At 66.4% G+C, this 12929-nt stretch carries 11 protein-coding genes and 1 pseudogene; 8 read left to right on the top strand and 4 right to left on the bottom strand.

The annotated features are described in order from the left end of the window. Positions 1-28: 28 nt before the first annotated feature. Positions 29-898, top strand: coding sequence for a LysR family transcriptional regulator (locus tag XaplCFBP3123_RS14745; RefSeq protein ID WP_104534721.1), 870 nt, complete (start codon positions 29-31; stop codon positions 896-898). A 70-nt stretch (positions 899-968) separates the two neighbouring features. Here the strand turns inward: XaplCFBP3123_RS14745 and XaplCFBP3123_RS14740 are convergent, their stop codons facing one another. The 4 genes from XaplCFBP3123_RS14740 to XaplCFBP3123_RS14725 all read right to left on the bottom strand — a co-directional run bounded on the left by XaplCFBP3123_RS14740 (position 969) and on the right by XaplCFBP3123_RS14725 (position 5280). Further along, positions 969-3140, bottom strand: coding sequence for a RelA/SpoT family protein (locus XaplCFBP3123_RS14740; RefSeq protein ID WP_104534720.1), 2172 nt, complete (start codon positions 3138-3140; stop codon positions 969-971). Between the two features lie 127 nt (positions 3141-3267). Further along, entirely contained in the window at positions 3268-3567 is a 300-nt protein-coding gene (gene rpoZ, locus XaplCFBP3123_RS14735) for a DNA-directed RNA polymerase subunit omega (protein ID WP_002812428.1), read from the bottom strand. A gap of 128 nt (positions 3568-3695) precedes the next feature. Further along, positions 3696-4307: a guanylate kinase gene (gene gmk, locus XaplCFBP3123_RS14730; RefSeq protein ID WP_104534719.1), complete on the bottom strand. Its 612-nt coding sequence runs from the start codon at positions 4305-4307 to the stop codon at positions 3696-3698. A gap of 112 nt (positions 4308-4419) precedes the next feature. Next, on the bottom strand, positions 4420-5280 hold the full coding sequence (locus XaplCFBP3123_RS14725) for a YicC/YloC family endoribonuclease (protein ID WP_104534718.1): 861 nt from the start codon (positions 5278-5280) through the stop codon (positions 4420-4422). A gap of 109 nt (positions 5281-5389) precedes the next feature. Between XaplCFBP3123_RS14725 and rph the strand changes: the two genes are divergently transcribed. The 7 genes and pseudogenes from rph (at position 5390) to pepQ (ending at position 12663) form a co-directional block, all read left to right on the top strand. After that, positions 5390-6115, top strand: a complete 726-nt coding sequence (gene rph, locus XaplCFBP3123_RS14720; RefSeq protein WP_104534717.1) for a ribonuclease PH — start codon at positions 5390-5392, stop codon at positions 6113-6115. Beyond that, positions 6112-6423 (top strand): annotated as a pseudogene (locus tag XaplCFBP3123_RS14715) (VOC family protein); the annotation flags it as partial. The gene rph and the pseudogene XaplCFBP3123_RS14715, both read left to right, overlap by 4 nt. Before the next feature lie 76 nt (positions 6424-6499). After that, positions 6500-7099, top strand: coding sequence for an RdgB/HAM1 family non-canonical purine NTP pyrophosphatase (gene rdgB / locus XaplCFBP3123_RS14710; RefSeq protein WP_172453284.1), 600 nt, complete (start codon positions 6500-6502; stop codon positions 7097-7099). 16 nt (positions 7100-7115) lie between these two features. Further along, the gene (gene hemW / locus XaplCFBP3123_RS14705) at positions 7116-8273 is read left to right on the top strand and encodes a radical SAM family heme chaperone HemW (protein ID WP_104534715.1); all 1158 of its coding nucleotides are present in this window, start codon (positions 7116-7118) and stop codon (positions 8271-8273) included. Positions 8274-8498: 225 nt separating this feature from the next. Beyond that, positions 8499-10925, top strand: a complete 2427-nt coding sequence (locus XaplCFBP3123_RS14700) for a DUF1631 domain-containing protein (RefSeq protein WP_104534714.1) — start codon at positions 8499-8501, stop codon at positions 10923-10925. After that, the gene (locus XaplCFBP3123_RS14695) at positions 10922-11269 is read left to right on the top strand and encodes a PilZ domain-containing protein (protein WP_104534713.1); all 348 of its coding nucleotides are present in this window, start codon (positions 10922-10924) and stop codon (positions 11267-11269) included. The genes XaplCFBP3123_RS14700 and XaplCFBP3123_RS14695 overlap by 4 nt, the downstream gene beginning before the upstream one ends. Before the next feature lie 65 nt (positions 11270-11334). After that, entirely contained in the window at positions 11335-12663 is a 1329-nt protein-coding gene (gene pepQ / locus XaplCFBP3123_RS14690; protein ID WP_104534712.1) for a Xaa-Pro dipeptidase, read from the top strand. Positions 12664-12929 lie beyond the last annotated feature (266 nt).

Below are 12929 nucleotides of genomic sequence, written 5' to 3'. Positions count from 1 at the left end.
AAATCCCCCCATTCAAGGGACTGCTGCCATGTTCGATCTGCCCCAGTTGCGCTGCTTCGTCGCGGTTGCCGACGAATTGCACTTCCGCCGCGCAGCCGAGCGCCTGAACATGACCCAGCCGCCATTGAGCCGGCAGATCCAGCTGCTGGAGCACAGCGTCGGTACCGCATTGCTGGAGCGCAACAGCCGGCATGTGCGGCTGACCCAGGCCGGCCGCAGCCTGCTGGCCGAAGCGCGCGCGATCCTGCGCATGGCCGAGAACGCCGGCCTGCGCGCACGCCGGATCGGCACCGGCGATGCCGGCAGCGTGTCGGTGGGCTTTACCGCCGGCGCCAGTTACCGCTTCCTGCCCGAAGCCATCGCGCGGTGGCGCAACGAAGCGCCGGATGTCGATCTGCAACTCAAGGAGATGGTCAGCCTGGCGCAACTGGATGCGCTGGATGCGGGGCGGCTGGATATCGGCCTGCTGCGCCCGCCGATCCAGCGCCAGGGCCTGCACAGCCGCTGCGTGGCACGCGAGCCGCTGATCGCCGCATTGCCGGAAGACTCGCCGCTGGCGCAACACGACAGCCTGCGCCTGCAGGATTTCGACGGGCAACCGCTGGTCAATTACGCACCAGACGAGGCGCGCTATTTCTACGATCTGCTGGCACAGTTGTTCGGTACGCGCGGCATCGCGCCGCGCGCTGTGCAGTATGTCAGCCAGATCCATTCGGTGCTGGCGCTGGTGCGCGGCGGCATGGGCATGGCGCTGGTGCCCGAAGGCGCCAGCGGCCTGCGCTACGCCGGCATCGTGTACCTGCCGCTACGCGACGAAACGCCTGCCACGCCGGTGGAGCTGCATCTGGTGTGGAAGCAGGACAACGACAACCCTGCGCTGCGTCGTTTGATCGCCTGAGCCCGACAAAGCGCTGACGTGTCACAGGCTCACTTCAGCGCAGCCACTGCCCAAAAACGCAACGATCCGCCTACTGCCGCCCCACGCTCTGCACCACATGCAGACGCCGCAGCCGGCGCATCACTTCGGCCAGATGGCGGCGGTCGCGGACCTGGATGTTGAAGCGCAGCACCGCCGCATTGAAATCGCGGTCCAGATAATCCACGCGTTCGATATTGGACTGGCTCTGCGCGATCGCCGCGGCCAGCTGGGCCAGCACGCCGGTGCGGTTTTCCACCTCGACCACCAGCGCAGTGTCGTAATCGCCGGTCACCCCGGAGTCCCAGTCGATCGGCACCCACCGCTCTGGCGACTTGCGCAGCTCGGCCAGGTTGGGGCAGTCCAGACGGTGCACCACGATGCCCTTGCCGGCGGTGTGGTAGCCCATGATTTCGTCGCCGGGAATCGGTTGGCAACAGTTGGCGAAGCTGATCACGCCACGCTCGCTGCCGTCGATCAGGATCTTTTCGTGCGAATGCTTGGAGTGGCCGCCACCGCGTAATTCGGCGTAGGCCATCAGTGCCTGCGCGGCCTGGGTCGGCATCCAGTTGCCCAGCGCCACATCGGCCAGCAAGGCTTCCAGGCGTGGATAGCGATGCTCGGCGAGGAAGGCATCCAGGCGCCCCTTGGGCAGCCGCTCCAGCGAGCTGTCCATCGCTTCCAGCGCGCGATCGAGCATGCGGTGGCCAAGCTGCACGGCATCTTCGTGTTCGAGCTGCTTGAGCTGGTGGCGGATGGCGGTACGCGCCTTGCTGCTGACCACGAACTCCAGCCATTGCGGCTTGGGCGTGGCCGAGCGCGCGGTGATGATTTCCACCGCCTGGCCGCTGACCAGCTTGGTGCGCAGCGGCACCAGCTTCTTGTCCACCCGCGAGGCGACCGCGCGGTTGCCCACGTCGGTATGCACCGCGTAGGCGAAATCCAGCGCGGTGGAGTTGCGCGGCAGTGCCAGGATCTTGCCCTTGGGCGTGAACAGATAGACATCGTCCGGGAACAGGTCGACCTTGACGTTGTCCAGGAACTCCAGCGACGAGCCTGCGGCGCGCTGCGAATCGATCAGCTCCACGATCCAGTCGTGCGCACGGCTCTGCGCGCTGTTGGGCGAGGCCGAGCCGACCTTGTAGGTCCAGTGCGCGGCCACGCCGCGTTCGGCGATCAGGTCCATCTCCTCGGTGCGGATCTGCACTTCGATCGGCGAGCCATACGGGCCGAACAATACGGTGTGCAGCGACTGGTAGCCGTTGGCCTTGGGAATGGCGATGAAATCGCGGAAGCGCCCGTCAAGCGGCTTGAAGGTGGCGTGCACCGCGCCCAGCGCGTGATAGCAATCGGCCACCGAGCGCACCACCAGGCGGAAGCCGAACACATCCATCACCTGGTCGAAGGATTTGTTCTCTTCGTGCATCTTGGAATAGATGCTCCAGGGCGTCTTGATGCGGCTGACCAGGCGATGTTCCAGCCCTTCCTTGGCCAGCCGCTGCGACAACTGCACTTCTACCTGCGCCATCGATTCGCGCCGCACCACCGGCTGGCTGCGGATATGTTTTTCGATGATGGCGTGACGCCACGGATACAGCGCGCGAAAGCCCAGGTTCTGCAGCTCGGACTTGATCAGGCTCATGCCCAGGCGCTGCGCGATCGGCGCGTAGATCTCCAGCGTTTCGCGCGCGATGCGGCTGCGCGCCTCACTGCTCTGCGCGCCCAGTGTGCGCATGTTGTGCAGGCGGTCGGCCAGCTTGATCATGATCACGCGTAGGTCGCGCGACATCGCCAGCAGCATCTTGCGGAAGCTTTCCGCCGCCGCTTCCTGGCGGTCGCGGAACTTGAGCTTGTCCAGTTTGGTGACCCCGTCGACCAGCTCGGCCACCGCTTCGCCGAATTCCGACGCCAGCTCTTCGCGGGTCAGCGGGGTATCTTCGATGGTGTCGTGCAGGATCGCGGCGATCAGCGATTCCATGTCCAGGCCGAGCTCGGCGAGCACGCCGGCCACTGCGACAGGATGGGTGATGTACGGCTCGCCGGACTTGCGGCTCTGGCCCGCATGCGCGCTGGCGCCCACTTCCCAGGCGCGGCGCAGGATCGGCAACTGCTCCTTGGGAAGGTAGCTGGCCGCGCGTTCGAGGTGCAGGACGTAGTCGGGGATGGCCTGGTCGGAAGACGGAGACGTCACGACGGTCGCCTGGGCAGTGGGGCCTGGGTTCATGCCGGAAGACTATGCCAGCAACGCAGTCACGGCAAACGTTTGCACACTGCGCGCAGCAAAGCGGGCCTGAAACGAAAACAGCCCGCACGCGGCGGGCTGTTCAGATCGATCGCAGCGATGCGAACGATCAATCGTCGTTCTTGGACATGTCTTCGTCGGCGACGACTTCGGCAGCCGCCCACTCCAGCGCTTCGCGCTCGGCGCGCTCGCGCTCGGCCTTCTCGACCTCGTCGATCAGCGCATTGTCGATCCGGCGTGCGGCGATCTCGCGCAATGCCATCACGGTGGGCTTGTCGCTGGCGTCGGCATTTTCGATCAACGGCTGCACGCCGTTGGCGAGCTGACGGGCGCGCTTGGACGCCATCATGACCAGCTCGAAACGGTTGTTCACGACTTCCAGGCAATCTTCTACGGTAATGCGGGCCATGCGGGCTCCCGGCGACCAGCAACGGCCGCGCATCGAATGAGGGAAAGGGGGCGGAGTGTACGCCCCGGCCGCTGTCACGGCAACCTGGGCCTATTCAGTTTCCTTTGGAATCAGGGATTTGAGCCGAATCAGTCCAGCAAGGCCCGAATCAACGCCGCATGGCGCTGCTGTTGCGCCTGCCGGCGCAGCCGGCTGGCGGTGAAGATCGCGCACATCTCCGAGACGGCGGTGTCGAAGGTCTCGTTGATGATCACGTAATCGAATTCCTCGAAATGCAGCATCTCTTCGCGGGCGGCGGCCAGGCGTTGCGCCATCACGTCCTCGCTGTCCTGGCCGCGCTTGCGCATGCGCTCGTCCAGCGCCTGGCGCGACGGTGGCAGGATGAACACGCTGACCGCGTCGGGCACCTTCTGGCGCACCTGGCGCGCGCCCTGCCAGTCGATCTCCAGCAGCACGTCGTGACCGGCGGCCAGCTGCGGCTCCACCGACTGCCGCGCGGTGCCCTTCCAGTCGCCATGCACCAGCGCGTATTCGAAGAAGTCGCCCGCCTCGATCATGCGCTGGAATTCGTCGGCGGAGACGAAATGGTAGTGCTCGGCATGCCGCTCGCCCGGCCGCGGCGCGCGCGAGGTGAACGAGATCGACAAGGCGATCTTGGGATCACGCGCCAGGGTGGCGTTGACGATGCTGCTCTTGCCGGCGCCGGAGGGGGCCGCAACGATATAGAGGGTGCCGCGCATTTTAGGGAATAGAGAGTTGGGAATGGGGAATGGGGCACCGCACCAAGCAAGCAGGCCAAGGGTGAATCGTACCTGCTTTGACGATTCCCCATTCCCGATTGCCTATTTCCGGCTACTCGATGTTCTGCACCTGCTCGCGGATCTGGTCGATCAGCACCTTCAGATCCACGGCGGCGTTGGAGGTGCGGCTGTCCACCGACTTGGAGCCGAGCGTATTGGCTTCGCGGTTGAATTCCTGCAGCAGGAAGTCCAGGCGACGGCCGACCGGCTCGCGCTGCCCCAGCACGCGGCGGATCTCGGCGATGTGGCTGGACAGGCGGTCGAGCTCTTCGTCCACGTCGAGCTTCTGCAGCCACAGCACCAGTTCCTGCTCGGCGCGACCGGGATCGACCGGATGCGGCAGATCGGCCAGGCGTGCGGCCAGCTTGGCACGCTGCCCTTCGCGGATCACGGGAATCAGCGTGCGCACCTCGGCGGCGATGCGTTCGATGGCATCGACCCGCTCGCTGATCGCATCGGCCAGCTTGCCGCCTTCGCGCTCGCGCGCGGCGACGAAACTGTCCACCACCTCGTCCAGCAATGCCAGGGCCTGCGCCTGCAACGCCGGCGCGTCCACGTCCTGCACCTGCAGCACGCCGGGCAGCTGCAGCAGATCGGTGAAGCCGACCTGCAGCTTGGGGAACATCCCGTCAAGGCGCGTGGCCAGTGCACCGAGTTCCTGCAGCAGCGATTCGTTGACGGCCAGGGTCTGCGCGTTGTCCGGCGCGCGCAGGCGCAGCGCCAGATCCAGCTTGCCGCGGCTGTTTTTCGCCGCCACGCGCTCGCGCAGCAATGGCTCCAGCGCACGCAGTTCTTCGGGCAGGCGCACGCCCACTTCCAGAAACCGATGGTTGACCGAGCGCAGCTCGCAACCGAGCGTGCCCCAGGGCGTGATGCGTTCGCCACCAGCAAACGCGGTCATGCTTCGAATCATCGTCAGTCCCGTGCCTTCAAAGCGCGAATGGTACCCTAGCGGCCCGCGCTGGCTGACCGCCCCGCCACGCGCTGCCCCAGACCCACCTCCCGACTTCCGGACTCATCGCATGACCTTTTCCCGTCCCAGCGGCCGCACGGCCGACCAGCTGCGCCCGGTGCGCATCGAACGCGCCTTCACCCGTCACGCCGAAGGCTCGGTGCTGGTCAGCTTCGGCGACACCCGCGTGCTGTGCACCGCCAGCCTGGAAAACCGCGTGCCGGGCTTCCTGCGCGGCAAGGGCGAAGGCTGGGTGACCGCCGAATACGGCATGTTGCCGCGCTCCACCCACACCCGTTCCGATCGCGAAGCCGCACGTGGCAAGCAAGGCGGACGCACACTGGAAATCCAGCGCCTGATCGGCCGCGCACTGCGCGCCTGCGTGGATCGCAATGCCCTGGGCGAGCGCACCATCACCCTGGACTGCGACGTATTGCAGGCCGATGGCGGCACCCGCACCGCCGCGATCACCGGCGCCTACGTGGCGTTGGCCGATGCGGTGAACCTGCTGCTCAAGCGTGGCGACATCAAGAAGCACCCGCTGATCGGCGCCGTGGCTGCGGTGTCGGTGGGCATCTATCGCGGCGAGCCGGTGCTGGATCTGGATTACCCCGAAGACAGCGACTGCGACACCGACATGAATGTGGTGATGAACGATGGCGGCGGTTTCATCGAGCTGCAGGGCACCGCCGAAGGCCACGCCTTCCGCCGCGACGAACTCAACGCACTGCTCGCCCTCGCCGAACAAGGCATGAGCGAACTGTTCGCCCTGCAACGCGCTGCGCTGGCCGGATGAGCCGACGTATTGCCCTGACCACCTTGCTGGTCGCCGACTACGACGCGGCGATCGCCTGGTACACCGGTGCGCTGGGTTTCCAGGTGCTGCAGGACCGGTTGCTCGACGATGGCAAGCGCTGGGTGGTGATCGGCCCGGGCGGCCCACAGGATGCCGCGCTACTGCTCGCGCAGCCGGGCGACGACGCCCAGCGCGCGCGCATCGGCGACCAGACCGGCGGGCGGGTGGATCATTTTCTCTACACCGACGACTTCTGGCGCGACCATGCGGCGATGCAGGCGTTCGGCGTGGAATTTACGGCCCCCCGCGCGAGGAACCGTACGGCACGGTCGTGGTGTTTCGCGATCTGTACGGCACCAAGTGGGACCTGCTGGAGCCCAAGCAATGAAACACCTGGTCCTGGCCAGCGGCAACGCCGGCAAGCTGGAAGAACTGCGCGCCATGCTCGCCGACCTGCCGCTGCGCGTCGTGGCGCAAGGCGAGCTCGGCGTAGACGATGTGCCGGAAACCGGCCTGACCTTCGTCGAGAACGCCCTGATCAAAGCGCGCCATGCCAGCGCGGTCACCGGCCTGCCGGCACTGGCCGACGACTCCGGACTGATCGTCGATGCGCTCGGCGGCGCACCCGGCTTGTACAGCGCGCGCTACGCAGGCAGCCCGACCGATGCGAATGCCAACAACGCCAAGTTGCTCGATGCCATGCGCGCCGTGCCGGCCGAGCGCCGCAGCGCGCGGTTCTACGCGGTGATCGTGCTGCTGCGTCACCCGGAAGATCCGCAGCCGCTGATCGCCGAAGGCAGGTGGGAAGGGATGATCACCACCGAACCGCGCGGCGCGGGCGGCTTCGGCTACAACCCGGTGTTTCTGGATCCGGTGCATGGCCTGACCGCTGCACAGATGGATAGCGCGTTGAAGAACCGGCTGAGTCACCGTGCGGTGGCGCTGGCCACGTTGCAGCACAAGCTGCACGCCCTGTCGCTATGACCGATGGCCTGATGCAGTGCCCGACCTGATTCCACCGCCGCTGTCGCTTTACGTGCACCTGCCCTGGTGCGTGCGCAAATGCCCGTACTGCGATTTCAATTCGCATGCGGCCAAGGGCGTGCTGCCGTTCGAGGACTACGTGGATGCGTTGATTCGCGATCTGGATGCGGATCTGTCCCTGGTGTGGGGACGCGTGGTGCATTCGGTGTTCTTCGGCGGCGGCACGCCGAGCCTGTTCCCGCCCGAGGCGATCGACCGATTTCTGCAAGCGGCGGCCGCGCGGCTGCGCTTTGCGCCGAATCTGGAGATCACCCTGGAAACCAATCCAGGCACCGCCGAGCATGGCCGCTTCGATGGCTATCGCGCCGCTGGCGTGAACCGTCTGAGCTTCGGTGTGCAGACCTTCGACGATGTGGCGCTGCAGCGGCTCGGCCGCATCCACGACAGTGCCCAGGCCGAGCGTGCGATCAAGCTGGCGCAGGATGCCGGCTACGACAACTTCAATATCGACCTGATGTACGCGCTGCCCGAACAGACACTGGCGCAGGCCGAGCGCGATCTCGAACGCGCCTTTGCGTTGCAGCCCGCCCACCTGTCGCATTACCAGCTCACGCTGGAGCCGAACACGGTGTTCTTCGCGCGGCCGCCTAAGGGCATTCCCGACGACGATGCGGCCTGGGACATCCAGGAACATTGTCAGCGCCTGCTGGCCGAGGCCGGCTATGCGCAGTACGAAGTGAGTGCCTACGCCAGGTCCGGGCGGCAATGCGCGCATAACCTCAATTACTGGCGCTTCGGCGATTATCTGGGCATCGGCGCCGGGGCGCACGGCAAGATCAGCTCCGGCGCCGAGCAGCATGTGCTGCGACGCTGGAAGCACAAACATCCGCAGAGCTACCTGGCCAGCGCCGGCAGTACGGCATCGATCGGCGGCGACGAGATCGTGCCGCGCGAGCGGCTGCCGTTCGAGTACATGCTCAATCTGTTGCGCCTGCACGAGGGTTTCGGTCTGAGCGACTTCGAAGTCTCCACCGGTTTGGAAGCGTCCGTCATCGAAGTGCCCGTGACGCGTGCCATTGCGCAAGGCTGGATGACCCGGCAGGACGGACGCGTGGTGCCGACCGAGCTGGGCCGCCGCTTCACCAATGACGTGGTCGAGCTGTTTCTGGGCTGACCGCGACGATCGCGTGGCTGCGCAACACAGCCATCACGCCGCACCGTGATCGGTAGCGCACGCGACAGCACTGGCGCGCAGTTACACCGGTTTCGCGCCATGCGCGCCTTCCGCATTGAGGATCGCGACTGCATCTGGCAAGGCGCGTCTCGTGCCCGTGCGGTCGCTGACCGATGGAAAAACATGCTACATAGCTCACGCCTCGCACCGAACCCGCCTCCCCGGATGTCCACTCCCGCCTCTTCCCTGCAGCACACGCTCAGCGGCCCAATCGCCGATGCGCCGGTTTCCGTGCGTGGTCGGCGCCTGCTCGCCGCCCTGCACGCGCACTGCGTGCAGGCGCTCAGCGGAGCGCTGCGGCTGACCATCGTCGAGCTGGAACGCGAGCTGCTGCATCAGGCCCAGCATGCACGCAGCAGCCAGGTCCAGACAGAGACCTCTGCACAGATGCGCGGCCTGCGCGACCACATCGATCGGTTTCCGCAGGCATTTCTGCAACAGCTGGCGCAGGACCTGGCCACGCTGCGCGATCGCCCCTCGCTGACGCCACCGGCCGACGCATCAGCGCATCCGCTGATGCTCAGCCTGGTGGAGGACACCGATATCGATCGCGATATCGTGCTCAGCGAGATTGCGCGTCGCCAGACCCTCCGCCGCGCAGATGCGCTGCAATTGCTGGCACAGCGATTGGCGGTGATCGGCGCGGTGGCCGAATTCGAACTGGAAGCATTGCCGTTGGGCCCGTACGCGCTGTGCCGCGTGCTGCGCCAGTGCGGCGAAACGCTGGGACTGAGCCTGGATGGGCAGCTGACGCTCTATCGCGTGTTCGAGCGTCAGGTGATCGAGCGTTTGAACGATCTGTACGAGCGCGCCAACAGCGCACTCGCGCAGGAAGGCATTCTGCCTGGCCTGATCTATCACCCGTATCTGGTCAAACCCACGCATGTGCAGACGCGGCGCGCAGCGCCCGCATCAGCCACCGCACCGAAGGATGCTGCGGCCGCCAGCGCGCGCGCGACGCCGCCGCGCAACGGGCGACCTGCAACCGGCTGGAGCGGGCAATCCGCACCGACACCGTGGCAGAACGCCCTGCTGGCTCCGTCCGCGATGCCGATGACACTGGCTGGCGCGACATATGGTGAGCAGACCACACCCGCCCTGAGCGATGCAGTGCAGGCGCTCGGCGGCCTGATGTCGTCGGCGCGTCAGTCGCAGGCAGCCGGCAACGCAGGCGCAGCTGCCAAGCAAAGTTCTGCACATCACAGCGCAGCGCCTGCGACCAGCGCGCAGGCAACCCCTCAAGAAGCATCTCCCCAGCTCGCCTCCTCGCCGGTGCCCAAGGCGGCCCTCAGCGACGCACTGGCCAGCCTGCAAGGCACGCTGGCGGCGCAGGCAGCGGCAGCATCGCAGCCCACCGGCATCGATGCGGTGCAGCGCCAGGTGCTGGCGTTGCTGCGGACGCAACACGGCCCCGACGCTGCGCTGTCGCCGCAGGACAGCGACACCTTCGATCTGCTCGGCCTGCTCTACGCGCAGATGCAACGCGAAGTGCGCGAGCAGACCCCGACGCAGGCCCTGCTCGCCAGATTGCAGGTCCCGGTGGTGCGCGCAGCCTTGGCCGATACGCATTTCTTCGTGCGCGACCAGCACCCGGTGCGCGAATTGCTCAACACCGTGGCCGAGTCGGGCGCGGTATGGCTGGGCGACGACGACGTCGACCCGCAGCTGCTGCACAAGCTGGGCAGCGCGGTGGACAGGATCGTCAACGACTATCGGGGCGACGAGGCCGTCTTCGCCACAGCCAACGACGAGATCCAGGCGCATCTGCGCACATTGGCGCGCAGGGCCAACCTCGCCGAGCGGCGCCATGTGGATGCGGCGCGTGGCAAGGAGCGGCTGGAGTCGGCCAAGCAGCAGGCCGAGGCGCGCATCGAGCAGCTGTGCGAGCAGAGCGCCCCGCCGCGCTTCGTACAGTCGCTACTGCGTCAGGCATGGTCGGACGTGCTGACGCTGACGCTGCTGCGCCAGGGCGAGCAATCGCCCGAGTGGGACGAGCGCCAGGCACTGACCGCGCGCATCGCCGAAGTCACCTGCCGCAGCCAGGAGCAACCTGCCGACATCGCGCTCGGCACCGATATCGAAACCGCGCTGCTGCAGGTCGGCTATCACCCCGATGAAGCGGCGGCGATCGCGCGGCGCCTGTCCACGCCCGGTGGCGAGGACGAGATGACCTCGCGCACCGAACTCACCGCCAAGCTCAAGGCGCGCACGCGGCTGGGCGACCAGGGCGACAGCACCCCGCGCAAGGACATCGCCACTCCGCGTTCGCCGGCCGAAGAGGCGTGCTACACACAGCTGCGCAGCCTGCCGTTCGGCAGCTGGTTCGAGTTCGTGATCAACCAGGCGGGCGATCTGCGCCGGCAACGGCTGTCCTGGTACAGCCCGATGACCGGCAATGCGCTGTTCGTCAATCAGCGCGGACAAAAGGTCGGCGAGCAATCGCTGGATGGCCTGGCGCGGCTGATGGCCGGCGGCCAGGCGCGCTTGCTGGTCGAGGAGAAATCGCGCCTGATCGACCGTGCCTGGCATGCCACCGTGCGCACGCTGCGCACCCTGGCCGGCCAGGCACCCGCTACGGAGGTCGAGCCATGATCCAGGACACCCGCCGCGCACCGCGCCGCCAGCCGTCCGACCTGGTACCGGTGACCGACATGCTCAGCGAGGCGCAGATCGGACGCGTCGGCAATGTCTCGGAAACCGGCATGCTGCTGCTGGCTTCGGTTCCGCTGCATGACGACGCCCTGTATCAATTGCGCTTCAGCCTGCCCGAGCGCATCGGCCGCGCCACCGAGATCGATGTCGGCGTGCATCTGTTGTGGGCCGAAGCCGCGCACGCACCCGGACAGGCGTGGGCCGGCTTCCGCTTCCTGACCATGTCCGAGCCGCATCGCCAGCGCCTGCGCGCCTGGATCGCCGAAGAACACATGCCGGGTTGAAGGACAGCATCACCACGATTACGGCAAAATCGCGTCCTGTCTTTGCATTGCCGATCGAGCCCCGTATGCCCCAGCCGTCCTTGAGCCACCTGTATTCCGACCACCTGCGCACGCTGACCGCGCGCGCCGACGAGGCGCTGCAGCGCGGCGGCTTCGACCACCTGGTCGTGCCTAGCGGTGGCCTGCATTACCAGGTGTTCGACGACCGCGACTATCCCTATGCGGTCAATCCGCAATTCAAGGCCTGGGTGCCGCTGACGCGGGTGCCCAACAGCTGGCTGGTCTACACCCCGGGCAAGCGGCCGACGCTGATCTTCTGCCAGCCGTTGGACTATTGGCATGTGGTGCCCGACGCACCCAGCGGCTGGTGGGTGGAGCACTGCGACATCCACATCATCCGCACCCCGGACCAGGCCCTTGCGCTCCTGCCCAGGCAAGTCGAACGTTGCGCCATCCTCGGCGAGGCGCAGAGCGCGCTCGGTGCCTATGTGCCGAACAATCCGCAGCCGGTGCTCGACTACCTGGACTACCAGCGCGCCTTCAAGACGCCATACGAACTGGCATTGCTGCGCATCGCCCAGCAGTTGGGAGTGCGCGGCCATCGCGCGGCCGAAGCGGCCTTCCGCGTCGGCCAGAGCGAGTTCGTCATCCATATGGCCTATTGCACCGCCGTCGGCCAGGACGCCAATGAACTGCCCTACGGCAATATCATCGCGCTCAACGAACACGGCGCGGTGCTGCACTACACCGAGCTCGGCCAGCAGCCGCCGCAGCCGCTGCGTAGCTTCCTGATTGATGCCGGCGCCTCGGCCTATGGTTACGCCAGCGACATCACCCGCACCTATGCCGCCGACCCCGGCAGCGAATTCCAGGCCTTGATCGATGCGGTGGATGCCGCACAGATCCGCATGGGCCAGGGCGTGCGCAACGGCGTGGATTACAAGCAGTTGCACGTGGATGCGCATCTGGCGTTGATGGGCATCCTCAAGGACTTCGGCATCCTCACCGTGTCGCCGGAAGCTGCGCTCGCCACCGGCGTCAGCGCCGCATTCTTCCCGCACGGGCTGGGCCATCTGATCGGCCTGCAGGTGCACGACGTGGCCGGCTTTGCGGCCAGCGACCGCGGCGGGCGCATCGACCACCCCGCCGGCCACCCGTATCTGCGCCTGACCCGCGTGCTGGAACCGGGCATGGTGGTCACCATCGAACCGGGCGTGTACTTCATCGACATGCTGCTGGACGAAGTGAAGAAGAACGGCCACGCCGCCAGCGTCGACTGGCAGCGCGTCGACCACTTCAAACCCTACGGCGGCATCCGCATCGAAGACGAGGTGGTGTGCACCGATGGCGCCCCTGAAAACCTGACCCGCCCGGTGTTTGCCGCCCCCACCTGAAATCTTGATGGGAAAGCGACATGGCCGCACCGTCATCGGCACCGGACTCGCACGATTCAGGGACTATCTCGGCACGCCCAATCACTGATCACCGAGTAATTACCTCTCAAGTCCCTGCTCCTCACATTGAATCCGGTCAGCGCCAGGGACCGCGTGGACGGGGAGCCTGCTTTGCACCTGTTCCAGGCTAATTGCCAATGCGCAGCAAATACTTCCTTGCTACTGATTGTCTTCAACGCGTCGGCGGGGCCGCGCGCATTTGCTAA

Source organism: Xanthomonas arboricola pv. populi (genome assembly GCF_002939945.1).
Classification (GTDB): domain Bacteria; phylum Pseudomonadota; class Gammaproteobacteria; order Xanthomonadales; family Xanthomonadaceae; genus Xanthomonas; species Xanthomonas arboricola_A.
This window is presented reverse-complemented; position numbering and strand designations above follow the sequence as displayed.

Bases quoted from the DNA above. Each gene is read 5' to 3' on its own strand.
- XaplCFBP3123_RS14745 (WP_104534721.1), top strand. From the start codon at position 29: ATGTTCGATCTGCCCCAGTTGCGCTGCTTCGTCGCGGTTGCCGACGAA.
- XaplCFBP3123_RS14740 (WP_104534720.1), bottom strand. From the start codon at position 3,140: ATGAACCCAGGCCCCACTGCCCAGGCGACCGTCGTGACGTCTCCGTCT.
- rpoZ (WP_002812428.1), bottom strand. From the start codon at position 3,567: ATGGCCCGCATTACCGTAGAAGATTGCCTGGAAGTCGTGAACAACCGT.
- gmk (WP_104534719.1), bottom strand. From the start codon at position 4,307: ATGCGCGGCACCCTCTATATCGTTGCGGCCCCCTCCGGCGCCGGCAAG.
- XaplCFBP3123_RS14725 (WP_104534718.1), bottom strand. From the start codon at position 5,280: ATGATTCGAAGCATGACCGCGTTTGCTGGTGGCGAACGCATCACGCCC.
- rph (WP_104534717.1), top strand. From the start codon at position 5,390: ATGACCTTTTCCCGTCCCAGCGGCCGCACGGCCGACCAGCTGCGCCCG.
- rdgB (WP_172453284.1), top strand. From the start codon at position 6,500: ATGAAACACCTGGTCCTGGCCAGCGGCAACGCCGGCAAGCTGGAAGAA.
- XaplCFBP3123_RS14700 (WP_104534714.1), top strand. From the start codon at position 8,499: ATGTCCACTCCCGCCTCTTCCCTGCAGCACACGCTCAGCGGCCCAATC.
- XaplCFBP3123_RS14695 (WP_104534713.1), top strand. From the start codon at position 10,922: ATGATCCAGGACACCCGCCGCGCACCGCGCCGCCAGCCGTCCGACCTG.
- pepQ (WP_104534712.1), top strand. From the start codon at position 11,335: ATGCCCCAGCCGTCCTTGAGCCACCTGTATTCCGACCACCTGCGCACG.